The organism is Streptomyces sp. NPDC024698, assembly GCF_055559015.1.
Genome location: NZ_JBVHLK010000007.1, coordinates 12,903 through 36,731, shown reverse-complemented (window position 1 = coordinate 36,731; position 23,829 = coordinate 12,903). Strand labels below are relative to the sequence as shown.

Below are 23,829 nucleotides of genomic sequence, written 5' to 3'. Positions count from 1 at the left end.
GCCCCCGGGGGAGGACCGGATGAAGCGACCAGGACCCCTGCTGACCCTCCTAGCGGGGCTCGTGCTGGGCGTGATCCTGCTGGCGCTCGACACGACGACGGGGACGAAGGGCACGTCGAACCCGTACCGGCAGGCGTCGCCCGGTGTCTCGGTGTCGGCCACCGCGCCGACCGCCTCCGCCTCGCGCTCGGCGAGCCCACCGACGAGCCCCTCGCCCTCCCGCACGGCCGTCCCCAACGGCGACTACGCGGGCCGCACCGACGACGACACCTCCGCGGTCGCGGTCTCCCTGCGGGGCGGCAGGGCGATCGCGTACTTCTGCGACGGACACGACAAGGAGTCCTGGCTGAAGGGCGACGTCGCGGACGACGGCAGCCTGAAGCTCACCGGCGGCGACGGCGACGAGCTGAACGGAACCCTCCGGGACGACCGGCTGATCCGCGGCACCGCCGACGTCGGCGGGCAGCGGTACGCCTTCACGGCGGACCGGGCCGTCAAGCCCTCCGGCCTGTACCGGGCGACGGCCACCGTGCGCGGCGCGAAGGTCGACGGCGGCTGGATCGTGCTGCCCGGAGGGAAGCAGGTCGGTGTCGTGGAGCGCGACGGCGCTCCCTCGGCGGCGCCGGAGATCGACCCGCGGACCGGCGCCGTGACGATCGACGGCCAGAAGATCACCGCCCGTCCTGTCACCCCCTGACCTCCTCTGTCACAGGAGCCGTTCATGACCGTGGACCCGAACGCCGCCACTCAGGGCTTCCCTCCCCCGCCGCCCGGCCGCGACCGTCCGGGCGCGGCGCGCTATCTGGTCCCGGCCCTGGTGGCCGCGGCCGTCGCGGTGGGACTCGGTGTCTACGGAAAGGTCCACGACCCCACGGGCACGGCCTTCGACCTCGCCGGTTTCAGCAGTACCGGCGCCGTGAAGTCCTGGATGGCGACGACGGCGTTCTTCTTCGCCCTCGTCCAGCTCGTCTCGGCGCTGATGATGTACGGAAAGCTGCCGGGCCCGGGGTGGTCGGCGGCGCTGCACCGGTGGTCGGGGCGGATCGCGTTCCTGGTGGCGGTGCCCGTCGCGGTGCACTGTCTGTACGCGTTGGGCTATCAGACGTACAGCACCCGGGTCATGTGGCACTCGCTCCTGGGGTGCTTCTTCTTCGGTGCCTTCAGTGCCAAGATGCTGCTGCTCCGCTCGGAGCGCCTGCCCGGCTGGCTGCTTCCCGTCATCGGCGGCCTCGTCTTCGCCGTGCTCACCGCCATCTGGCTGACGTCCGCCTTCTGGTTCTTCCGTACGTTCGGAGTGACGACATGACCAACCGCTCGACGCGGCGCACGGTGATTCTCGCCACGGGGGCGTCCGCGCTGCTCGCCGGGTGCAGCCAGTACGACAGCGGCGGCGGCTCATCCAGCGCGTCCCCGAACACCTCGGGCGGCGGGGCACTCGCCACGACGGGCGACATCCCGGTCGGCGGCGGCACGGTCTTCGCCGACCGGAAGGTCGTGGTCACCCAGCCGACGAAGGGCGACTTCAAGGCCTTCTCGGCGATCTGCACCCATCTGGGGTGCCTGGTGAACAAGGTGGCGGACGGCACGATCGACTGCCCGTGCCACGGGAGCAAGTTCAGTGTCGAGGACGGGGCGGTCAAGGCCGGCCCCGCGCCGCGTCCGCTGCCAGCGGAGAAGATCACCGTGGAGGGAAACTCCATCCGCCTGGCGTGAGAGGGCCCGTACGCTCCGGGACATGAGCTCCGAGCCCCAGGCACACCAGGCACGGCAGGGACCCCGGACGCATCCGGCGCCGGTGTCCGTGTCATCCACACCCTCGTCCACGCCGGCGATCCCCGAGTCCGGACTCTCACTGGTGCGGGACCACACGATCTACTCCTGCGTGATGGGGTCCCGCGCCTTCGGCCTGGCCACGGAAGACAGTGACACGGACCTGCGGGGTGTGTTCGTCGCCCCGACCGCGTTGTTCTGGCGCTTCGAGAAACCGCCGACGCATGTCGAGGGCCCGGCACCGGAGCAGTTCAGCTGGGAGCTGGAGCGGCTGTGCGAACTCGCGCTGCGCGCCAACCCGAACATCCTGGAGTGCCTGCACTCCCCGCTCGTCGCGTACGTCGACGACACCGGCCGCGAACTCCTCGATCTGCGCCGGGCGTTCCTCTCCCGTCGGGCGCACGAGACCTTCACCCGCTACGCCCTGGGCCAGCGCAAGAAGCTGGAGGCCGACGTCCGTACGCACGGCGCCCCGCGCTGGAAGCACGCCATGCATCTGCTGCGTCTGCTGAGAAGCTCGCGCGATCTGCTGCGCACCGGGTCCCTGACGGTCGACGTCGGGGACCAGCGCGAGCCGCTGCTCGCGGTGAAGCGGGGCGAGGTGTCCTGGAGCGAGGTCGAGCGCCTGATGGTCCGGCTGGCGGCGGAGACCGACGAGGCGGCCGCCCGCAGCCCGCTCCCGCCCGAGCCGGACCACGCGCGCGTGCAGGACTTCCTGGTCCGGGTCCGCCGCGCCTCAGCGCTGCGGGACCCCGCCGCGGACCGGTAGCGCCTCCCCGGCCCCGTCCAGCCGGACCCTGACGACGAAGGCGTGCAGAGCGTCGTGGGCGGAGGGGGCGTCCGGCAGCGCCGAGGCCTCCTGCGCCTCGTCGAGGACGACGTGCAGCCGCTCCACGTCCTCCCGCACGCGCGGGTGGAGGACGTCGGCGGCCCCGTGCTCACGCTCCGCCTTCGCGGCGATGAGGTCCGGGAGATACGCGGGGGACGCGATCTGTCCGGCCAGCGTGGGCAGATCGGCCTGCACCTCGCCGCTGCGCATGAGGTGGATGCCGGTGAGCAGCACCCTGAACGTGTAGAGCAGCGGCTTGAGTTCGCCGCTCTTCTCGAAGAGCCGCCACTGCGTGGCCGCGAACCCCCGGTAGTGGTGGGCGTGATGGCGGGTGACGACCCCGGGGGCGAGCGAGACCAGTTCACGGTGTGCGTCGCCGGTACGCACGACCAGCGGCGAGAGCAGCTGCTCCAGGACGTAGCCGTTGCGGCGCAGCATCAGCCGTACGAACTTGCGCAGGTCGTGGGTGACCAGGTCCAGCTCGGTCCCCTCCCGCACCCACATCCTGGAGCGGGTCTCCTCCGGCTCGCGCAGTCCCACCAGATCGGCCGTCGGCAGCACATGGACACCGCGCAGGTCGACGTCGGAGTCGCGCGAGGGAAATCCGTACAGGTGCGCCCCGGAGACGGTGGCGAAGAGCACGGGGTCGGGCTCTTCGCCCACCACGCTTGCGAGGTCGGCGCCGATGCCGAGGACGTCGGTCATGGGTCAAGCATCCCAGAGGGCCCCCAGCGCCATGAGGTCGCTGTGGTACTCGATGCGGTCGGCCCACTCGTCCGGCCAGGCGTCCGAGCCGTGGTGGGCGCCCGCGAACGCGCCGGTCAGGCAGGCGATGGAGTCGGAGTCGCCCGAGGTGCAGGCGGCCCGGCGCAGCGCGGTCAGGGGCTCGTCGGCGAACATCAGGAAGCACAGCAGGCCGGTGGCGAACGCCTCCTCGGCGATCCAGCCCTCGCCGGTGGCCAGACAGGGGTCGGACTCGGGCGAGGCGGTGCGCACGGCCCGGCGGACGTTCTCCAGGGCCGCGATGCACTCGTCCCAGCCGCGCGCCATGTACTGCTCGGGTGTGGCGTCGTGGCAGAAGGTCCACAGGTCGCCGAGCCAGCGGGAGTGGTAGCGGTGCCGGTTCTCGTGCGCGTAGGAGAGCAGGAGGGTCGTCAGCTCCGCCGGCCTCGTGCCCTGGGAGAGCAGCCGCACGGTGTGGGCGGTGAGGTCGGAGGCGGCGAGCGCGGTGGGGTGGCCGTGGGTGAGCGCCGCCTGCAACTGGGCCGCCCCCGCGCGCTGTTCGTCGCTGAGTCCGCGGGCGAGTCCGACGGGCGCCACGCGCATGTTGGCGCCGCAGCCCTTGGAGCCGGTCTGGCTGGCCTCCTGCCAGCGGCGCTTCTCGTCCTTGAGGAGATCGCAGGCGACCAGGCAGGTGCGGCCGGGGGCCCGGTTGTTCTCGGGCGACTGGTACCAGTTCACGAACTCCTCGCGCACCGGCCGTTCCATCCGCTGCGGGCCGAGCAGTCCGCGGTCCATGGCGGTGCGCAGTCCGTTCGCCAGCGCCAGGGTCATCTGGGTGTCGTCGGTGACGATCGCGGGGCGGGGCAGCGCCATCTGCGGCCAGGGACCGAACTTTTCGAGGATGTCGGGCACGGGGCTGAACTCGGTGGGGGACCCGAGCGCGTCACCGAGGGCCAGGCCGATGAGGGAACCGGTCGCCGCGCGTTTGGTGAGGGTCGTGCTGGTCATCGGAGCCGTCCTTACGAGGTGGGGCGCAGCAGGGGTGGGTGCAGTGCCTTGGCGCCGCCCGCGCGGTAGAGGGCGGCGGGTTTGCCGCGTCCGCCGGTGAGGCGCGCGGCGCCGGGGACCTGTTCGACGAACCCGGGGGTGGCGAGGACCTTGCGGCGGAAGTTGGGCCGGTCGAGCGCGGTGCCCCACACCGTCTCGTAGACGTGCTGGAGCTCTCCGAGGGTGAACTCGGGCGGGCAGAAGGACGTGGCGAGACAGGAGTACTCGAGTCGGGCGCCCACACGGTCATGGGCGTCGGCGAGGATCCGGTCGTGGTCGAAGGCGAGCGGGCCGAGGTCGTCGAACGGCAGCCACATGGCCCGCGCCGCGTCGCCGCCGCCGTGCGGTTCGGGAGGGTCGGGCAGCAGGGCGGCGAAGGCGACGGAGACGACCCGCATGCGGGGGTCGCGGTCGGGTTCGCTGTAGGTGCGCAGCTGCTCCAGGTGGAGTCCCGTCAGGTCCGACAGGCCGGTCTCCTCGGCGAGTTCACGCCGGGCCGCCTCCTCGGCGGACTCGCGGGGCAGGACGAATCCGCCGGGCAGGGCCCATCGGCCCGCGTAGGGCTCGGTGCCCCGCTCGACGAGCAGGACCTGGAGGGCGCCCGCGCGGACGGTCAGGACGGCCAGGTCGACGGTGACGGCGAAGGGCTCGAAGGCGTATTTGTCGTAGCCCTCGGGTGCCGCGCCCCCGGGCGTGCGGCTCTCCCCTGTCTCCACCCCGCACCCTTTCTTTTATGGTCATCTTGACCATGGTCACTACGACTATAAAGGGAGCGGTGGCTGTCAACAAGGTTCTCGGCCGCGGAAGTTGCGCTCGGGTTGGCCGAGGCGGAAACGCGACGGCCGGCCCCGGAGAAGTTCCGGGACCGGCCGTCTCAGCGAGCTGACGGGGTCAGAGACCGACCTCGGCCATGAGCATGCCGACCTCGGTGTTCGACAGGCGGCGCAGCCAGCCCGACTTCTGGTCGCCCAGGGTGATCGGGCCGAAGGAGACGCGCACCAGCTTGTCGACCGGGAAGCCGGCCTCGGCGAGCATGCGGCGCACGATGTGCTTGCGACCCTCGTGCAGGGTCACCTCGACGAGGTAGTTCTTGCCGGTCTGCTCGACGACCCGGAAGTGGTCCGCCTTCGCGTAACCGTCCTCCAGCTGGATGCCGTCCTTGAGCCGCTTGCCCAGGTCGCGCGGGATCGGTCCCACGATGTGCGCGAGGTAGACCTTCTTCACGCCGTACTTGGGGTGGGTCAGCCGGTGCGCCAGCTCACCGTGGTTGGTGAGCAGGATGACACCCTCGGTCTCGGTGTCGAGCCGGCCCACGTGGAAGAGCCGCGTCTCGCGGTTCGTCACGTAGTCGCCGAGGCACTGGCGGCCCTCGTTGTCCTCCATGGTGGAGACGACACCGGCGGGCTTGTTCAGCGAGAAGAACTGGTACGACTGGGTCGCGACCGTCAGGCCGTCGACCTTGATCTCGTCCTTCTCCGGGTCGACGCGCAGCCCCTGCTCCAGGACGATCTGGCCGTTGACCTCGACCCTGGCCTGGTCGACCAGCTCCTCGCAGGCGCGCCGGGAGCCGTAGCCCGCTCGCGCGAGGATCTTCTGAAGGCGCTCGCCCTCCTCCTCGGCACCCGGGAAGGTCTTGGGCAGCTTGATGTCGGGCTTGCCCGCGTACCGGTCGCGGTTGCGCTCCTCGGTCCGGGTCTCGTACTCACGGGAGCGCGCGTTCTCCGTACGGCCGCCGCGCTGCTGGCCCTGCTTGGGGCCGCCCTTGGCGCCACCGCGCGCCGAGGCTCCGCGCCCGGACTTCGGGCCTTCGTGCGTGCCCCCGGGGCCTACGTCGTAGCGACGCTCCTCGGGACGGGGCTTGCTGGGACGCTTGGGCTGGTCGTCACGCCCCGTGCCCGAACCCGCCGCCGAGCTCCTCGGCTGGAAGCCGCCGCCGCCCGTACCGCGCGAGCCGCCACCGCTCCCACCGCTCCCACCACGGAAGCCGCCGCCGCTCCCACCACGGGAGCCGCCACCGCTTCCGCCGCGCGAGCCACCGCCTCCGCCGGCCCCACGGGGCGCGCCGCTGCCACGCGAACCGCCGCTCCCGCCGGTTCCGCGCGGGTTGCCGCGCCCGCTGTTACTGCCACTGCCGCTGCCACTGCTTCGCATCAAAGTTCCGTCGTCGTCGTGTCGTCTGCGTCTGCATCCGGTGCGTCCGGATCGAACGACGGGACCCCTTCCAGCGTCTCTGCCTCGATCGCGTCCGCCTCGGGGAGGAAGGGCGCGAGCTCCGGGAGCTCGTCCAGACCACGCAGGCCCATTCGCTCCAGGAAGTAGTTCGTCGTCGTGTACAGGATCGCACCTGTTTCGGGTTCCGTGCCCGCCTCGGCCACCAGACCGCGCTGGAGGAGGGTGCGCATCACGCCGTCGCAGTTGACTCCGCGGACCGCCGAGACCCTCGACCGGCTGACCGGCTGGCGGTACGCGACCACGGCGAGCGTCTCCAGGGCCGCCTGGGTGAGCCGGGCGTGCTGACCGTCCAGGACGAAGCGTTCGACGGCGCTCGCGTAGGCGGGACGCGAGTAGAAACGCCAGCCGCCCGCGATCAGCCGGAGCTCGAATCCGCGGCCCTGGACGGTGTACTCGTCGGCCAGCGCGCGCAGCGCGTCCGCGACCTGCCGCCTGGGCCGTTCCAGGATCCTGGCGAGGTGTTCCTCGGTGGCGGGCTCGTCCACGATCATGAGGACGGCCTCCAGGGCGGCCCCGAGATCGAGGTCCGCGACGGCGGGCGGGCCCGCGGGGGCGCCGGTGGTCTCCTCGCTCACGTCTTCTCCTTCTCGGTCCCGTCCTTCTCGGTGTCGTTCTTCGCGGTGCCGTTCCTAGCGGTGCCGTTCCTCGCGGTGCCGTTCCTCGCGGTGCCGCTCTTCCCGGTGCCGGCCTTACCGGTGCCGCGGGGCGCCGCGTCCTTCGCCGCTTCCGCCGGCCGGTCGAACTCGTCGGTCACCCGGGGCGTCTCCTCGCCCTCCCCGCCCGTCCAGCGCACCAGGAGGTCCCCGAGGGCCTCCTCCTGGTCCAGCGCGACGACCTTCTCCCGGTAGAGCTCCAGCAGCGCCAGGAAGCGGGCGACCACGGTGAGGGTGTCGTCGGTGTCCTCGACGAGCGAGCGGAAGCTGGCCTCGCCGAGTTCCCTCAGCCGTGCCACGACGATCCCGGCCTGTTCCTGCACGCTGACGAGCGGCGCGTGGATGTGGTCGACGTACACCTGGGGCGTGGGCCGGGGCTGCATCGCCTTCACGGCGAGTTTCGCGAAGCCCTCGGGACCGATGCTGATGACCACCTCGGGCAGCAGTTCGGCGTACCGCTCCTCCAGACCGACGGTACGGGGGTAGCGGCGGGCCTCCTCCTCCAGGCGCGCGTTGAAGATGTCGGCGATCCGTTTGTACGCGCGGTACTGGAGCAGCCGCGCGAACAGCAGGTCCCTGGCCTCCAGCAGGGCCAGGTCGGCCTCGTCCTCGACCTCCGCGGAGGGCAGCAGCCGGGCCGCCTTCAGATCGAGCAGGGTCGCCGCGACGACGAGGAACTCGGTCGTCTGGTCGAGGTCCCAGTCGGGGCCCATCGCCCGGATGTGCGCCATGAACTCGTCGGTGACCTTGGACAACGCCACCTCGGTGACGTCGAGCTTGTGCTTGGAGATCAGCTGGAGGAGCAGGTCGAAGGGCCCCTCGAAGTTCGCCAGGCGCACCTTGAAGACGCCGTCCCCGGGGCCGTCCGCAACGTCCCCGGAATCCGGGTGCGGGTCCTCGGACGCCTCAGGGGCGCCCTGGGGCGCCTTGGGGGGCTCGACCGGCACATCGGGGCGCGTGGGCGCCGCGGGGCCCTCCACGGGCGCCTCGAACGGCTCGGAGGGGGTCTGAGGGTGCTCGACGGTCCGTACGGGCCCCGTGTCCGCCGCGGCGGACACCTCCGACGGCTCCGCCGACCCGGGTTCCCCCGACGGCTCAGGGGCCACCGGCCGGCCGGACGGCTCCACGGCTTCCGGCGGCTCGTACTGCTCCGCGCCTTCCGGCGGCTCGGAATGCTCCAGGGCCTCCGGCGGCTCGGGGGGAGCCGATGGCGTCCCGGGGCCGCGTCCCAGCACACGCCGACGACCGCCGGAGGCGGCTGACGGAGGCGGGACGTTCGCGGTCATAGCCGTCGAAGGCTACCGCTACCGCCCGCGCAGTCGCCGTACGAGAATGCTCGCCTCGCCGCGCGATTCCAGGTCCGCGAGGACCACGGCGACCGCCTCGCGGACGATCCGCCCGCGGTCGACGGCGAGACCGTGCTCACCGCGGAGCACCAGGCGCGCGTGTTCGAGGTCCATCAGCTCCTCGGCGGACACGTACACCGTGATCTTCTCGTCGTGCCGTTCCCGCCCGCTGGGCCGGCGGTTCGCGGCGCGCGCCCGCTTGCGGGACGACTGCACGGAGGCCGACGTGCCGGCAGAACCTTCCTGCGGCGGCCGGACGCGCCCCGAACGGTCCGGGGCGCCTCCCCTGCTGCGCGACTCCCCCGCGCCGGACGGCTCGGCGGCGACATGTTCGTCGCCCTCGCCGTCACCGCCCTGGACGGGCACCGACTGGGGAGTGTCCTCCCCGGCCGACGCGTCGCCCTCGCCGGCCGGAGCCGGCACACGGGCCTCGCCGTTGGTCCGGCGGTTGGGGGTGGATGCCTGGAGCGCCATGCCCCCGGTGGTACGGAACAGTTCGTCGGCCCCCGGCAGACTCACTCGGCGTGACACCGGGCGAGCACCTCCCTGGCGAGCTGGCGATAGGCGGCGGCACCGACGGAGTTGGAGGCGTACGTGGTGATCGGCTCACCGGCGACCGTGGTCTCCGGGAAGCGGACGGTCCGGCCGATCACGGTGTGGTAGACGTGATCGTCGAAGGCCTCGACGACGCGAGCGAGCACCTCACGGCTGTGCACCGTGCGGGAGTCGTACATCGTGGCGAGGATGCCGTCGAGCTCCAGCTCGGGGTTGAGCCGTTCCTGGACCTTCTCGATCGTCTCGGTGAGCAGCGCGACACCGCGCAGCGCGAAGAACTCGCACTCCAGCGGCACGATCACCTTGTGGGCGGCCGTCAGCGCGTTCACGGTCAGCAGGCCGAGCGAGGGCTGGCAGTCGATCACGATGTAGTCGTAGTCGGCCATCAGCGGCTTCAGGGCGCGCTGGAGCGTGGACTCGCGGGCGACCTCGCTCACCAGCTGAACCTCGGCGGCGGACAGGTCGATGTTGCTGGGCAGCAGGTCCATGTTCGGGACCGCCGTCTTCAGGAGCACCTCGTCGGCCGCCATGCCCCGCTCCATGAGCAGGTTGTAGACGGTGAGGTCGAGCTCCATCGGGTTGACGCCGAGTCCCACGGACAGCGCGCCCTGCGGGTCGAAGTCGACGAGCAGCACCCGGCGTCCGTACTCCGCGAGCGCGGCACCCAGGTTGATGGTCGACGTGGTCTTGCCCACGCCGCCCTTCTGGTTGCACATCGCGATGATCGTCGCGGGGCCGTGACTGGTCAGCGGACCCGGGATCGGGAAGTAGGGCAGCGGGCGCCCCGTCGGGCCGATGCGCTCACGGCGCTGACGGGCCGCGTCGGGCGCGAGCGTGGCCGCGTACTCCGGATCGGGCTCGTACTCGGCGTCGGGGTCGTAGAAGTGCCCCTCGGGCAGTTCGTCGTAGTCGGCGAAGTGGGTGTGGTTCCCGCCACTTCCGTTGCCGGCCATGGCGTTCACGTGATGGCCATCCATGCTCGGGTGTGCTGTCTGAGTCGTCCGGGGACTCTGATGGGCTGCGAAGGTGCGGACAGCGACGGAGCCGACAGCCTCGAGCCCCGTGGGGTCCTGGCCCCGCGCCGGCATTCCTGGTTGACCACCCCCGGGAGTAAATGTCGACTCATTCACAAGTCGTCTTACCTCCTTGGTGACCAGGAAACTTCTCGATAGGTCAGCGTGGCACCATGCCGACGGTTGGCGACTCTATGGCGTGTCACCGCTCCGCAGCAACACAATCCGCCGGACCCGACCCGATGTGTCGGCAACCGAACATCCCTCTGTCAAGGGCGTAAGCCCGTCGCACGGCAGGTTTCACCGGGGTGCGAATCGGTTGAAGAGTTACGTTCGTGGCGAGTTGAACGAGTGTCGCAAAGTGACCCGACACACACCCGGCCGGACCTTGTCGGGCAAGGTCCGGCCTGGTGAGCGGTGTTGACGACCCGTGTTGACGTATCGCCTTTTGTCGGCGCGGAGTCGACCGAAAATGTCGACTCATGGAGCCATCGGCAAAGTCAGCCGAGCAGGCTCTCCAGCGCGACGTGCTCCAGCCCGTGGGCCTCGGCGACCTCGCGGTAAACAACCTTGCCGTCATGGGTGTTGAGACCCTTGGCCAGCGCGTTGTCACGTCGCAGCGCCTCGGTCCAGCCGCGGTCGGCGAGCTCGACGATGTACGGCAGCGTGGCGTTGGTCAGCGCGTACGTCGAGGTGTTGGGGACCGCGCCGGGCATGTTGGCGACGCAGTAGAAGACCGAGTTGTGGACCGGGAAGGTCGGCTCGGCGTGCGTGGTGGGGCGGGAGTCCTCGAAGCAGCCGCCCTGGTCGATCGCGATGTCGACAAGGACACTGCCCGGCTTCATCCGGGAGACGAGCTCGTTGGTGACCAGCTTCGGCGCCTTGGCACCGGGGATCAGCACGGCGCCGATCACGAGGTCGGCCTCCAGGCAGGCCTTCTCCAGCTCGAAGGAGTTGGACATGACGGCCTTGATCTTCGTGCCGAAGATCTTGTCGGCCTCGCGCAGCTTGTTGATGTCGCGGTCGAGCAGCGTCACGTCGAAGCCCATGCCGATGGCGATCTGCGCGGCGTTCCAGCCGGAGACACCACCGCCGATGACGACGGCCTTGGCGGGCAGCACGCCCGGGACACCGCCGGGCAGGACACCGCGGCCGCCGTTGGCGCGCATCAGGTGGTAGGCGCCGACCTGCGGGGCGAGACGGCCCGCGACCTCGGACATCGGGGCGAGCAGCGGCAGGGCGCGGCTCGGCAGCTCGACGGTCTCGTAGGCGATGGCCGTGGTGCCGGACTCCAGGAGGGCGTCCGTGCACTCGCGGGAGGCGGCCAGGTGCAGGTAGGTGAAGAGCGTCTGGTCCTTGCGGAGGCGGTGATACTCCTCGGCGATGGGCTCCTTGACCTTCAGCAGCAGGTCGGCGGTGGCCCAGACCTCGTCGGCGGTGGGCAGGATCTGCGCGCCGGCGGAGACGTACTCCTCGTCCGTGATCGAGGAGCCGACACCGGCGTTCTGCTCGACGAAGACCTGGTGGCCGTGGCGCACGAGCTCGTGCACACCAGCGGGGGTGATGGCCACCCGGAACTCGTTGTTCTTGACCTCGCGGGGGATGCCGACCTTCACGTCGATCACGGTCCTTGACTCAGAGGGCTCTGGGGCTATGCATGCCGAGGCGATGCAAGCCAGGCAATGCATGTCATACCCGACGTACGGGAGCACACCGGGAGACACCACGGAAGAACGCGGCGGAGCCAGTCTAATGAAGGGATTCCCTCTGTCTAGCCTTTCAATGCATCAATCTTCAGCGGATGCACTGCGGATTTCGTAGGCGTTAGCGTCGTGTTCCATGCCGGATGTGCTCTCCAGGAGCTCATCTCCCAGCATGCGCTCGGCCGCCGCTCGGTGCAGCCCGGCGGCTGCCGGGTCGCCCAGCCGCTCCAGGGTGTCGGCCAGCCTGACCTGGAGCGCGGCCTGAAGCCGTACGTCGTCCGCGCGGCGCGCCCACTCGACGGCCTCCTGGCAGGTGCGCAGCGACTCCTCGGGGCGTCCGGCGTACTCCTGGACACGGGCCATCTCGCTCAACGCCCTTGCCTGGGAGGCGACATCACCGTTCTTGCGGTGCCAGGCGACCGCGGCGCGCCAGTTGACCTGCGCCTCGCCGTAGCGGCCCGCGTAGGTGTGCGCCGTGGCGATGCGCCCGTAGAGCCGGGCGGCGTCCACCCGCTCGTCGCGCGCCAGCCGCTGGGCGAGCGCTCTGCCGTACCAGTCGGCGGCCCGGTCGTGGTCCCCGAGTTCCTGGTGGGCGCCGCCTACGGATTCCATCGCGCGGCCGGTCGCGTAGGGATCGTTCGCCTCGCGTCCGGCGTCGAGCGCGGCCCGGTAGCGGGCGAGGGCGCCGGTCCTGCGGCCCGTCTGCGCGTCCAGATCGGCGAGATTGAGCAGCGCCGCCGCCTTCTCGCGGGGCAGGTCGCGGCGTTCGGCGACGTCCAGGACGAGCCGGTGGATGCCGTACAGGTCGGGCGCCGCTGCCCGGGTGCCGAAGTGCGCGGCCATCGCCCGCACCAGGGCGGCCATCAGGCGCCGGGCCAGGGTGTCCAGTTCCCCGTCGGCGACGGCCAGCCGGGCCGAGGCGAGCAGCGCGGGCCTGCGCACGCGCAGCCAGTCCTCGGCGGCCCGGGGACCGGCGAAGCGCAGGGCGCGCGGCATCCCGGCCAGCCGCTCCCGGGCCGGGGAGCTGTCGGTCTCGGTGATGGCGCGGCAGGACACGAGGAGCCGTACGGTCCGCTCCAGCATCCGGGCGCGGGCCAGCTGGACCTCGGCGGGCCGGTCGTGGGTGTCGACGAGCGCGCGGAGCCCGGACTGGAGGCAGCCGGGGACCTCGTACTGCGGCAGCTGCGAGGGGACCGCCCGCAGCAGGCCGAGGGCGACGAACTCGTCCAGCATGGTGTGCGCCGACTGGACCGAGCAGCCGGCCAGCGCGGAGGCGGTGTGCGGGTCGACGAGACCCGCGGGGGCCAGGGAGAGCAGGCGCAGCATCCGCGCGGCGCTGCCCGGCAGGGAGGCGTACGAGAGTCGCAGGACGCGCTCCATCGGGGTGCCGTCCACGCCCTCGGTGCGCAGCTGTTTGGCGAGGTCGGCGACGGCGACGGCGGGGCGGGCGGCGAGCCAGCCGCCGGCCAGCACCAGGGCGGTCGCCTGGCCCGCGCACAGTTCGACCAGTCCTTCGGCGGCGAGCGGGTCGACGGTGATGCGCACCGAGCCGGTGAAGTGGCCGAGGAGTTCGAGGGCGGACTTGGTGTCGAGGCCGCCGAGGGTGCACGGGCGGACGTCCGCGATCCCGGTCAGCGGCCCGCCGGAGACGGCGACGACCAGGCAGTCCGGGGAGTCGGGCAGCAGCGCGTCGACCTGCTCGGCGTCGGCCGCGTCGTCGAGCAGCAGCACCGCCCGGCGGATCGCGAGGGCCTCGCGCAGCCGCTCGCAGAGTTCGTCGGCGCCGGCTCCGGGGGGTGCGGACACCCCGAGGGCGTCGAGCAGGTCCCGCGCGGTGGCCTCGGTGGGCACCGGTGTGCCGTCGGGTTCGGTGAGCCGGGCGCTCAGGATGCCGTCGGGGTAACTCTCGGCGACCTGTGCGGCGAGCTGGGCGGCGAGCGCGGTACGGCCCGAGCCGGGCTTGCCGGCGATGAGGAGCACCCGCGCCCGGGGGGCCTTGCGGCCGGCGATGGTGTCGAGGCCTGCCCGCTCGATGTCCGCCCGGAGTTCCTTCAACTCTCTTGTACGGCCCAGGAACTGACTCTCCGTAGGAGCGGACCCGGCAGCCGGGCGCTGCCCCTTGGGCGTCACCTTGGTGCCGCCTTCGTCCACCGCCTGATCCGCCACGGGCCACGCTCCCGTTCCACTGCACGCGCAAGCCCGCCGGGACTCCGGTACGGGCGTTTTCCAGAGCCTAGTTCACGCTCTGCGACGATCCGGACGGAGCGCGACGGATACGTCCCCCGATCGGATCAGGCGATCGTAGGACCGGTGACTCCGGACGGGCGTATACGACCGTCCGGGGCGGGGCGATGGGAGGGCCCGGCCGTCCCGGAGCCGGGGTCAGGCCTCGAAGGGGCGCGCGGGCCACGGCGCCCCGGCCGGACGCAGGGCCTCCGGTCCGGCGCCCTGCCGCGCGGCGACGAGCGAGAGGACGCCCACGACCAGGCAGTTGTTGTGCAGATCACCGGCGAGCACTCCGGCGACGAGTTCGCCGAGGGGGACGCGGGCCAGCTCCATGTCGGCCTCCTCGTCCTCGACCTCGAACCGCTCGCCCTCCGCCTGGGAGAGATCGCGGGCCAGGAAGATCCGGATGGCCTCGTCGCAGCCGCCGGGCGTGGTGTAGACGTCGGTCAGCACCCGCCAGGTCTCCGCCTTGACGTGCGCCTCCTCGTAGAGCTCGCGCTGAGCGGCGTGCAGCGGGTTCTCGCCGGGGACGTCGAGCAGGCCCGCCGGGATCTCCCACAGCTTCTGGCGCACCGGGTGGCGGTACTGGCGCAGGACCAGGACCCGGTCCTCCTCGTCCAGGGCGAGCACGGCCACGGAGCCCGGGTGGACCTGGTAGTCGCGACGGACGACGGAGCCGCCGGGCATGACCACGTCGTCGGTGCGCACCGAGGTCTTGTTGCCCTTGAAGGGGGTCTCGGTCGCCCGGACCTCCCACTCCTCGGGGGTGTCCTTGATCGTCATGGCCTGTCCTCCCACGCGCGCAAAAGAAGCCGGTCCGGTCACGGGACCGGGGTGCGCGTCCGGCGGGAACACCCGCGGACCCGCACCCCGGTCACCGTACAACCCTGGTACTACTTGCCCGTCTTGCGCGCCACCGCGGCCTTGACCAGGCCCGCGAAGAGCGGGTGCGGCCGGGTCGGACGGGAGCGCAGCTCGGGGTGCGCCTGGGTCGCGACCAGGTACGGGTGGACGTCGCGCGGGTACTCGACGTACTCGACGAGCTTGCCGTCCGGGGAGGTGCCGGAGAACTGGAGGCCGGCCTTCTTCTCCAGCTCGGCGCGGTAGGCGTTGTTCACCTCGTAGCGGTGACGGTGGCGCTCCTCGACGTACTCCTTGCCGTCGTACACCTCGCGCACGATCGAGCCCTCGGCGAGCTTGGCCGGGTACATGCCCAGGCGCATGGTGCCGCCCATGTCGCCCTCGCCCGCCACGATGTCGAGCTGCTCGGCCATCGTGGAGATGACCGGGTGGCCGGTGCCGGAGTCGAACTCGGTGGAGTTGGCGTCCGGGATGTCCGCCAGGTTCCGCGCGGCCTCGATCACGATGCACTGGAGGCCGAGGCACAGGCCGAGCAGCGGGATGCGGTTCTCGCGGGCGTACTGGATCGCGCCGACCTTGCCGGAGACACCGCGGTCGCCGAAGCCGCCGGGGATGCAGATCGCGTCGACGTCGCCGAGCTGCTTGGCCGCGCCCGCCGGGGTCTTGCAGTCGTCCGAGGCGACCCACTTGATCTTGACGCGGGCCTTGTTGGCGAAACCGCCGGCGCGCAGCGCCTCGGTGACCGAGAGGTAGGCGTCGGGCAGGTCGATGTACTTGCCGACGAGCGCCATGGTGATCTCGTGGACCGGGTTGTGGACGCGGTCCAGCAGGTCGTCCCAGGTCGCCCAGTCCACGTCACGGAAGGGCAGGTCCAGCTTGCGGACGACGTAGGCGTCGAGGCCCTCGGTGTGCAGGACCTTCGGGATGTCGTAGATCGACTTGGCGTCGATCGCGGCGACCACGGCGGCCTCGTCGACGTCGCACATCAGCGAGATCTTGCGCTTGATGGCGGTGGGGACCTCGCGGTCGGCCCGCAGCACGATCGCGTCGGGCTGGATACCGATGTTGCGCAGCGCCGCGACCGAGTGCTGGGTCGGCTTGGTCTTCAGCTCGCCGGACGGGCCGATGTAGGGCAGCAGCGAGATGTGCACGACGAAGACGTTGTCGCGGCCGACCTCGTGGCGGACCTGGCGGACCGTCTCCAGGAAGGGCAGGGACTCGATGTCGCCGACCGTGCCGCCGACCTCGGTGATGACGACGTCGACGTCGTCGGTCGCCATACGGCGGATGCGGTGCTTGATCTCGTTGGTGATGTGCGGGATCACCTGGACGGTGTCACCGAGGTACTCGCCGCGCCGCTCCTTGGCGATGACGGTGGAGTACACCTGACCGGTGGTCACGTTGGCCGAGCCGTCCAGGTCCACGTCGAGGAAGCGCTCGTAGTGCCCGATGTCCAGGTCCGTCTCGGCGCCGTCGTTGGTGACGAACACCTCGCCGTGCTGGAACGGGTTCATGGTGCCCGGGTCGACGTTCAGGTACGGGTCGAGCTTCTGCATCGTGACGCGCAGACCCCGTGCCTTGAGCAGCGCGCCCAGGCTGGAGGCGGTCAGGCCCTTGCCGAGGGAGGACGCGACACCCCCGGTGACGAAGATGTGCTTGGTCGTCGTGGCTGTGCTGTTTCGAAAAGCACTGGGCGGCATGGCCAAGAGGGGGCTCCCGTGGTCGGTCTGGGGTGCGTGCCGGCGTGGGGCCCGGGGATTTCCGGGGGTTGCCGTCGCTGCGGTTCGGGGGTTTCTTGCCCACCGGTCCACGGGCTACCAGGGTATCAGCGACCGGACGAGGCCGCTTCCGGCCACGCTCCGCGCACACCCGGGCACCCCGCCGGGCACACGGCCCACACACCGCTCACTCGATCGGCTCAGCCGGGTTGCCCGGAGCGGCACGCGGATCTTCCACGTGCGTCGTATCCTGCTCGGACACTCGCTGCCGAGTCCCTCCGGCACACGGCACCATCCCGCACGTAACCGGAACAAAGAGGGCCTGTCAGTTCGTTTCGAGACGACAATCGCATCGCTCATCGCATCGACAACTGACGTTGCGCGGCGACGCACGACGGACGTCCCCCATCATCGACGTTCCGCAGATTCCGCATCCCATTGCCTACTGTTTCGCAGCACCTACGTTCCCTTTGACCGCAAGAGCGACCGCCCCGCGCAGGGGCGCCGTGGCCGTTCGACTGGAGATGCACGTGGCCGGGCGCATCGAGGACTACGCACTCATCGGAGACATGCAGACAGCCGCGCTGGTCTGCCGGGACGGCACAGTCGACTGGCTGTGCCTGCCCCGCTTCGACTCCCATGCCATCTTCGCGGGACTGCTCGGCACGGAGGATCACGGCTTCTGGCGGCTGGGTCCCGCGCACGCCGCCGACGAGCAGCCGGCCGCGGCCTCGCGCCGCCGGTACCGCGGCGACTCACTGATCCTCGAATCCGAGTGGGACACACCGCGCGGCACGGTCCGGGTGACCGATTTCATGCCCCCGCGCGACGGCGCGCCGCAGCTGATCCGGATCGTCGAGGGCGTCAGCGGCCGGGTGCCGATGCGCTCCACGCTGCGCATGCGGTTCTCCTACGGCCGTGTCGTGCCCTGGGTGCGCCGGCACGAGGGGCGCACGGTCGCGGTCGCCGGACCCGACTCGGTCTGGTTCGACACGGACTGTCAGACCTACGGCAAGGACCTGACCACCTACGCCGACTTCACGGTGGCGCCGGGCGAGCGGGTCGCCTTCACCGTGTCCTGGGAGCCCTCGCACAAGCAGCCGCCGGCACTGCCCGAACCCGAGCAGTCGCTGGAGGCGACCGAGGAGTTCTGGCGCGACTGGGTCGACCAGTGCACGTACCACGGCCCCTACCGCGAGGCCGTCGTCCGCTCACTGATCACCCTCAAGGCCCTGACGTACGCGCCCACGGGCGGCATCGTCGCCGCGCCCACCACCTCCCTGCCGGAGGAGATCGGCGGCGTACGCAACTGGGACTACCGCTACACCTGGCTGCGCGACGCGGCCATCACCCTCTCCTCGCTGCTGCGCACCGGCTACCGCGAGGAGGCCCGCGCCTGGCGCGAGTGGCTGCTGCGCGCGGTCGCCGGCGACCCGGAGAACCTCCAGATCATGTACGGCATCGCGGGGGAACGGGAGTTGGGCGAGGCGGAGCTCGACTGGCTTCCCGGGTACGAGGGTTCGGCCCCCGTCCGGGTCGGCAACGGCGCCGCGCACCAGCTCCAGCTCGACGTGTACGGCGAGGTCACCGAGGCCCTGCACCTGGCCCATATGACGGGCCTGTCCCGCAACGACTACGCCTCGCTGCTCCAGTTGAAGCTGATCCGCTACCTGGAGACCCACTGGGACCAGCCGGACGAGGGCATCTGGGAAGTCCGGGGCCCACGCAGGCACTTCGTGCACTCGAAGGTGATGGCCTGGGTCGCCGTCGACCGCACGATCAAGCTCATCGAGTCCGGGGACGCGGACGGCCCGCTGGAGAAGTGGCGCGAACTGCGCGACGACATCCACCGGGACGTGTGCGAGAAGGGCTACGACCAGGAGCGCAACACCTTCACGCAGTCCTACGGCTCGAAGGAGCTCGACGCCTCGCTGCTGCTCATCCCGCAGATGGGCTTCCTGCCGCCGGACGACAAGCGCGTGATCGGCACCATCGAGGCGATCCAGCGCGAACTGTCCACCTCCGACGGCTTCATCCTGCGCTACCCCACCTCCGGTGAGCACGCGGGCGTGGACGGCCTGGAGGGCGACGAGGGCGCCTTCCTCGCCTGCTCGTTCTGGATGGCCGACGACCTCGCGATGATCGGCCGGGTCGACGAGGCCCGCAAACTGTTCGAGCGGCTGCTGGCCCTGCGCAACGACCTCGGTCTGCTGGCCGAGGAGTGGGACCCGCGGCTTCAGCGCCAGGTCGGGAACTTCCCGCAGGCCTTCAGCCACGTCCCGCTGATCGACACGGCCCTGCGGCTGACGGCGAGCGGGGCGTACGGCGGCTGAGCCGGTCCCCGTGGGGCGCGGGGGAGGCTCCCCGACGCGCCCCGCGGGTCGTACCCGCCTAGCCTGGAAGGAGTCCTGTCCCCTCATGGAAGGGGGCGGCTTCCATGGCTCCCCTTTCGAAGGCCGGCGCGGCCCTGGCCGCGCTCCGCGCGGGTCTGACCGGTGATGTGTTCACCCCGGACGATCCGGGGTACGACGAGGCCCGGACGATCTTCAACGCGATGATCGACCGGCGGCCCGCCGTGATCACGCGGTGCGAGAGCGAGGCCGACGTGACCCGCGCGGTGCGCTTCGCGCGGGATCTCGATCTGCCGATCGCCGTACGCGGAGGCGGTCACAGCGTCTCCGGCATGTCGCTGAACGACGGCGGTCTCGTCGTCGATCTCAGCCGTATGCACGGGGTCACCGTCCACCCAGGGTCCGAGACCGTCCGGGTCGAGGGCGGGGCCCTGATGACCCATCTCGACCGGGCGACCCAGCCCTACGGCCTCGCGACCACCGGCGGCCGCGCCTCGACGACCGGCGTCGGCGGCTACGTCCTCGGCGGCGGCAGCGGCTGGCTCGACCGGTCCTTCGGCCTGGCCGTCGACAACCTGCTCGGGGTCGAGCTCGTGACCGCCGACGGTACGCCCGTACGCGCCACCGACCAGGAGAACCCGGAGCTGTTCTGGGCCCTGCACGGCGGCGGCGGGAACTTCGGGGTCGCCACCGCGCTGACCCTCAAGCTGCATCCGCTGCCCGAGTTCTCCATGGCCCTGGTCATGTACCTGCCGGAGAACGGTCCCGAGGTCGTCCGCGTCTACCGCGAGATCATCGAGAACGGGCCCCCGGAGGCGAGCGGCGGCGTCCTCTATCTGACCGCCCCGCCCGAGGAGTTCGTGCCCGAGCACCTGGTCGGCACGCGGCTGTGCGGCGCGCTCGTCGCGTACGCGGGCGGCGAGGACGACATGCGCAAGATCGCCCAGCCGTTGCTGGCGCTGCCGCACGAGGTCGAGATCGTCACCGCCCTGCCCTACGCCGATCTCCAGTGCATGATCGACGACCCGCCCGGATGGCGCAACTACTGGTCGGCGGAGTATCTGAGCGGCGCGCCCGACGAGTTCGTGGACGTCTTCTGCGCCCTCGGCGACGCCATGCCGATCCCCACCGGCACCCAGCACGCGCTGTTCCCGCAGGGCGGCGCCATCGCCTCCGGACCGTCCCGGTTCCCGGTCCCCTACCGCGACGCGCCCTGGGCCGTTCACCCCTTCGGGATCTGGGAGGACCCGGCCGACGACGAGCGGTGCGTGGACTGGGTCAGGAAGGTCCGCGCGGACGTCCGGCCGTGGAGCACCGGCGCGGTCTATCTGAACTTCATCGGCGACGAGGGCACCGAACGCGTGACGGCCGGCCTGGGCGAGGACAACCTCCGGCGGCTGGCCGCGGTGAAGGCCGAGTACGACCCCGACAACGTGTTCCGCTTCAACCACAACATCGCCCCGGTCCCGTCCGCCGCCTGACCCCGGAGCTCACCGTCCCGCCCGGCGTCCGACCCGGAGCTCACTGTCCCGGCCCCCGGAACCCTGCCGGACGGGCTCCCGCGGCGGCTGCCTCCGTCGCCCGTTCCGGCCCGGAGATGCCCTCGGAAGCCGTCCGCGGGTAGCGTCCGCTGCATGGACAGCCGTTACGACACCCAAGGCGCCGGAATCACCGTGCAGCGGGCCCTTGAGCTGCCCGGACTGCGCAGCGGGCTGCCGGAGATCATCGCGGGGGCCGACCGGCTGCACCGGACCGTGCGCTGGGTGCACGCGGGCGAGGTGCCGAACATCGCCTCGCTGCTCAAGGGCGGCGAACTGCTGCTGACCACCGGATACGGCCTCGGCACCCGCCCCGCCGACCAGCGCGCGTTCGTCCGCACCCTCGCCGAGCGGGGGATCGCGGCACTCGTCGTCGAGCTGGGCCCTCGCTTCACCCGGCTCCCGGCCGCACTGGTGGAGACGGCCCGCTCCACGGGCCTGCCGCTGGTCCAGCTGCACCGCGAGGTGCCCTTCGTGACGGTCACGGAGGAGATCCACACCGAGATCGTCAACGGCCACTACGCCCTGCTCCAGCAGGCCGAGGAGGTCCACAGGCGCTGCACCGAGGCGCTGCTCGGCGGGGGCGGGGTGCCCCAGGTCCTGAGCATCCTCGCCGACTTCAGCGGCAACCCGGTCTTCCTGGAGAGCGCCGACGGCCAGCTGCTGTACGCCGCCGGTGCCGGCTCCGCGGGCGCCGACCCGCTCCAGGTCTGGGAGGGCCTGCGCGGCCAGCACAAGGAGGACCCGCCCGCCGGGACGACGCTGGTGGACGTGCCGGGCGGCGGCCCGGGCACCGGCTCCGTCCGGGCCCGCCTGGTGCTCCTGCCCGTCGGCGCGCCGGTCGCCCCGGTGCACCGGATCGCCGCCGAACGGGCCGCCGGCATCCTGGCCGTCGTGCTGATGCAGGCCCGCCAGGAGGAGGAACTGGCGGCGCGGGGGCGCGGGGACTTCCTGACCGACCTCGCCGAGGGCCGGATCGAGGCCGAGGACGCGCCCGCGCAGGCCCGGGTGCTCGGCTTCAAGCCCGGCACCGGCCCACTGCTGCCGGTCGTGATGCGACTGGCCGACGGCCTCGCGCCCGGCGGCGGCTGGGCGGTCCTGGCCCGCGCCGTCGCCGAGGAACTGGCCTCGGTGGGCGTCCCGGTGCTGCTCGGCGTGCGTCCCGTCGAGGGCCGGGTCCCGCTGCTGCTCGGCCTGCGTTCGGAGTCGGAGCGGGCGGCCGTCGCGGACCGTGTCGCCGCGGCACTGCGCGCCGGGGTGGAGCGCGCGGGCATGCAGCGGCCCGGGGCGCAGCCGCCGGTGGTGGTGGTCGGGGTCGCGGGGGGCTGGGCGGCCGCGTCGGCGGGCCTGCGGCACGCGGCGGAGACGGCCACGGCGGCCCAGGGCCTGTCGGACCGCCCCTGGTACGACGCCCGCCGGCTGGACATCGACCTGCTGCTGTGGCGACTGCGCGAGCACCCCGATCTGGCCGCGTTCGTGGAGCGCGCGATCGGGCCGCTCCGCGACCACGACGTCCGCTCCAAGCCGCCTCTTCTCCCCACCCTCCAGACGTACTTGGCGCACGCGGGCCGCAAGGCCGAGACCGCCCGCGAACTGCACCTCAACCGGCAGACCCTCTACAACCGCCTCGCCCGGATAGGTGAGTTGCTGGGCATGGACCTGGACGACCCGCAGACGGTACTGGCGTTGAGCCTGGCGCTGCGCGCCCGCAGACACGTTCCCTGAGAGCCGGGACCCGGGCCCGGCCGGCGGCCGGTGGGCTCAGACCAGCGGCCGGAACCGGGTGAACTCGTCGTAGACGCTGAGCACTTGAGCCACCGTCTCGTCCTCGGTCGGCCAGCTCGCCGCCTGCCGGGCGCCCTTCTCCCGCAGGACCTCACGGCGCGCCGGATCGGCGAGCAGGCGTACGACGGCGTCGGCCAGCGCCTTCGCGTTCCCGTACGGGACGAGTTCGGCCGCGTCGCCGACCGTCTCGGGAATGCCCCCGACGGCCGTGGCGACGAGCGGCACGCGCGCGTGAAGGGCCTCCTGCGCAAGCAGCGAGCGCGACTCCCATCGGCTGGGCAGGAGCACGAGGTCGGCGGCGGCCAGCAGTTCCGCGACGTCCTCGCGCTTCCCGATGAGCCGGACCGGCAGTTCCTCGTCCTCGATCCGGCGCTGGAGAACGGCGCGCAGCGGCCCCTCCCCCGCGATCACCAGCAGCGGCACGGGGTCGAGGCGGCACCAGGCGCGCGAGGCGTCGAGCAGGGTGTGGTAGCCGCGGTGCCGGTCGAGGGAGCCGACCGCGATGAGCAACGAGCGGCCGGTCGCGCCGAGTTCGGCCCGCGCCTTGTGCCGGGACGGGTCGGGGTCCAGCGATTCGGCGGGCGGGCGCGGTGCCGGGAGCGCCACGGCGGCGAGCCGCGCGTCCCTGGCACCCCTTCTGCGGGCCCGGTCCACCAGGTCGGACGAGGTACCGAGCACCACGGCAGCGGCCCTGGCGACCCGGCGCTCCAGGAGACGCAGCACAGGGGCCCGGGCTCCGTCGGCCTCGGAGCGTGTGTGCCAGGTGACGACCAGGGGGACGCGCCGCCCGCTGAGCGCGAGCACCGCCCGCAGCGCCGCGTGGATCCCGTGCGCGTGCACGAGATCGGCGTCCGCGCAGGCCGCCCGCAGCGCGGACACCGAGGCGGGGTCGCTGCTGCGGGGCACGGCGACGTGATGCGCGCCGGCCCCGGTGAAGTCGTACGCGAGGTCGGCCTCGGCGGGAGCGCAGACGGTGACCCGGACCCCTCGGGCGACGAGGCCTGCCGCCAGCGACCGCACATGCGCGCTGCTGCCCGCGCTTCCGCCGCCGAGCACCTGCACGGTGCGCAGCGGCGACTGGCCGTGCGGTGAGTGGCTGCTCACGTGGCTCACGTGGCCGGGGCTCCTGGTTCGGCGTCGGACGGTCACGAGGAAACGTACAGAAGGATCGTGCGGAGGAAGGGATACCGCACGTCGTGCACCTCGTACTACGCCAAGGATGCCAGGCCGCCCGGGCGTTCCGGCACCGCCATCACGACGAGGGCACGTCAGACGGGGCAACCCGGCGACGACGGTCACCCGCACGAGTGATGAATGGTCCGTTCCGGAGAGAGAGGGCCCTGGCGGAACGCGTGCGGCGCCCGTGACGTCCCGCGTCCCGTGGGCCGACCCGAGCCGAACGGGCTTCCGCGTGTCCTTCGCCACGCCGTGCCGAGGGTGCACCCGCGCACCGAAAGGCGCACCCCACCCCCACGCGGC

Annotated in this window: 20 protein-coding genes; 7 read left to right on the top strand and 13 right to left on the bottom strand. The window is 71.8% G+C overall.

Annotated features, from left to right (window positions below; genetic code table 11):
- The first annotated feature begins 19 nt into the window (after positions 1–19).
- The 4 genes from ACZ4AA_RS18165 to ACZ4AA_RS18150 are packed head-to-tail and all read left to right on the top strand — an operon-like array spanning position 20 to position 2,539.
- Positions 20–697 (top strand): hypothetical protein, encoded by a 678-nt coding sequence (locus tag ACZ4AA_RS18165; protein WP_467602559.1) that lies wholly within the window; start codon positions 20–22, stop codon positions 695–697.
- A gap of 24 nt (positions 698–721) precedes the next feature.
- Positions 722–1,306: a DUF6529 family protein gene (locus tag ACZ4AA_RS18160; RefSeq protein WP_467602557.1), complete on the top strand. Its 585-nt coding sequence runs from the start codon at positions 722–724 to the stop codon at positions 1,304–1,306.
- Positions 1,303–1,713 (top strand): Rieske (2Fe-2S) protein, encoded by a 411-nt coding sequence (locus ACZ4AA_RS18155; protein WP_467602555.1) that lies wholly within the window; start codon positions 1,303–1,305, stop codon positions 1,711–1,713. The genes ACZ4AA_RS18160 and ACZ4AA_RS18155 overlap by 4 nt, the downstream gene beginning before the upstream one ends.
- 22 nt (positions 1,714–1,735) lie before the next feature.
- Positions 1,736–2,539 (top strand): nucleotidyltransferase domain-containing protein, encoded by an 804-nt coding sequence (locus ACZ4AA_RS18150; protein ID WP_467602553.1) that lies wholly within the window; start codon positions 1,736–1,738, stop codon positions 2,537–2,539.
- Here ACZ4AA_RS18150 and ACZ4AA_RS18145 read toward each other — a convergent pair.
- From ACZ4AA_RS18145 to ACZ4AA_RS18090, 12 genes are all read right to left on the bottom strand, one after another.
- A complete protein-coding gene (locus ACZ4AA_RS18145) occupies positions 2,507–3,304 on the bottom strand; it encodes a nucleotidyltransferase domain-containing protein (RefSeq protein ID WP_467602551.1) in 798 nt (265 codons plus the stop codon). The genes ACZ4AA_RS18150 and ACZ4AA_RS18145 overlap by 33 nt on opposite strands.
- 3 nt (positions 3,305–3,307) lie before the next feature.
- Entirely contained in the window at positions 3,308–4,330 is a 1,023-nt protein-coding gene (locus ACZ4AA_RS18140; RefSeq protein ID WP_467602549.1) for an ADP-ribosylglycohydrolase family protein, read from the bottom strand.
- 11 nt (positions 4,331–4,341) lie between these two features.
- Positions 4,342–5,085, bottom strand: a complete 744-nt coding sequence (locus ACZ4AA_RS18135; protein WP_467602547.1) for an NUDIX hydrolase — start codon at positions 5,083–5,085, stop codon at positions 4,342–4,344.
- 175 nt (positions 5,086–5,260) lie between these two features.
- Positions 5,261–6,520: a pseudouridine synthase gene (locus ACZ4AA_RS18130; RefSeq protein WP_467602545.1), complete on the bottom strand. Its 1,260-nt coding sequence runs from the start codon at positions 6,518–6,520 to the stop codon at positions 5,261–5,263.
- Positions 6,520–7,176 (bottom strand): SMC-Scp complex subunit ScpB, encoded by a 657-nt coding sequence (gene scpB, locus ACZ4AA_RS18125; RefSeq protein ID WP_467602543.1) that lies wholly within the window; start codon positions 7,174–7,176, stop codon positions 6,520–6,522. The genes ACZ4AA_RS18130 and scpB overlap by 1 nt, the downstream gene beginning before the upstream one ends.
- Positions 7,173–8,540: a segregation and condensation protein A gene (locus ACZ4AA_RS18120; protein ID WP_467602541.1), complete on the bottom strand. Its 1,368-nt coding sequence runs from the start codon at positions 8,538–8,540 to the stop codon at positions 7,173–7,175. The genes scpB and ACZ4AA_RS18120 overlap by 4 nt, the downstream gene beginning before the upstream one ends.
- 18 nt (positions 8,541–8,558) lie before the next feature.
- Positions 8,559–9,131, bottom strand: a complete 573-nt coding sequence (locus tag ACZ4AA_RS18115; protein ID WP_467602539.1) for a hypothetical protein — start codon at positions 9,129–9,131, stop codon at positions 8,559–8,561.
- A complete protein-coding gene (locus ACZ4AA_RS18110; RefSeq protein WP_467602536.1) occupies positions 9,116–10,243 on the bottom strand; it encodes a ParA family protein in 1,128 nt (375 codons plus the stop codon). Before ACZ4AA_RS18110 ends, ACZ4AA_RS18115 begins: the two co-directional genes overlap by 16 nt.
- A 425-nt stretch (positions 10,244–10,668) precedes the next feature.
- Complete coding sequence (gene ald / locus ACZ4AA_RS18105; RefSeq protein ID WP_467602534.1) at positions 10,669–11,793, bottom strand: alanine dehydrogenase; 1,125 nt, start codon at positions 11,791–11,793, stop codon at positions 10,669–10,671.
- 162 nt (positions 11,794–11,955) lie between these two features.
- Entirely contained in the window at positions 11,956–14,037 is a 2,082-nt protein-coding gene (locus tag ACZ4AA_RS18100; RefSeq protein ID WP_467602532.1) for a tetratricopeptide repeat protein, read from the bottom strand.
- 216 nt (positions 14,038–14,253) lie between these two features.
- Positions 14,254–14,880, bottom strand: a complete 627-nt coding sequence (locus ACZ4AA_RS18095) for an NUDIX domain-containing protein (RefSeq protein ID WP_467602530.1) — start codon at positions 14,878–14,880, stop codon at positions 14,254–14,256.
- Between the two features lie 110 nt (positions 14,881–14,990).
- Positions 14,991–16,658, bottom strand: coding sequence for a CTP synthase (locus ACZ4AA_RS18090; RefSeq protein WP_387302809.1), 1,668 nt, complete (start codon positions 16,656–16,658; stop codon positions 14,991–14,993).
- Between the two features lie 548 nt (positions 16,659–17,206).
- Between ACZ4AA_RS18090 and ACZ4AA_RS18085 the strand changes: the two genes are divergently transcribed.
- The 3 genes from ACZ4AA_RS18085 (at position 17,207) to ACZ4AA_RS18075 (ending at position 22,290) form a co-directional block, all read left to right on the top strand.
- A complete protein-coding gene (locus tag ACZ4AA_RS18085; RefSeq protein ID WP_467603304.1) occupies positions 17,207–19,009 on the top strand; it encodes a glycoside hydrolase family 15 protein in 1,803 nt (600 codons plus the stop codon).
- A gap of 104 nt (positions 19,010–19,113) precedes the next feature.
- Complete coding sequence (locus ACZ4AA_RS18080) at positions 19,114–20,508, top strand: FAD-binding oxidoreductase (protein WP_467602528.1); 1,395 nt, start codon at positions 19,114–19,116, stop codon at positions 20,506–20,508.
- Between the two features lie 153 nt (positions 20,509–20,661).
- Positions 20,662–22,290, top strand: coding sequence for a PucR family transcriptional regulator (locus ACZ4AA_RS18075; protein WP_467602525.1), 1,629 nt, complete (start codon positions 20,662–20,664; stop codon positions 22,288–22,290).
- Positions 22,291–22,326: 36 nt separating this feature from the next.
- On the opposite strand, the gene ACZ4AA_RS18070 is transcribed toward ACZ4AA_RS18075, so the two are convergent.
- Positions 22,327–23,463: a glycosyltransferase family 4 protein gene (locus tag ACZ4AA_RS18070; RefSeq protein WP_467602522.1), complete on the bottom strand. Its 1,137-nt coding sequence runs from the start codon at positions 23,461–23,463 to the stop codon at positions 22,327–22,329.
- Positions 23,464–23,829 lie beyond the last annotated feature (366 nt).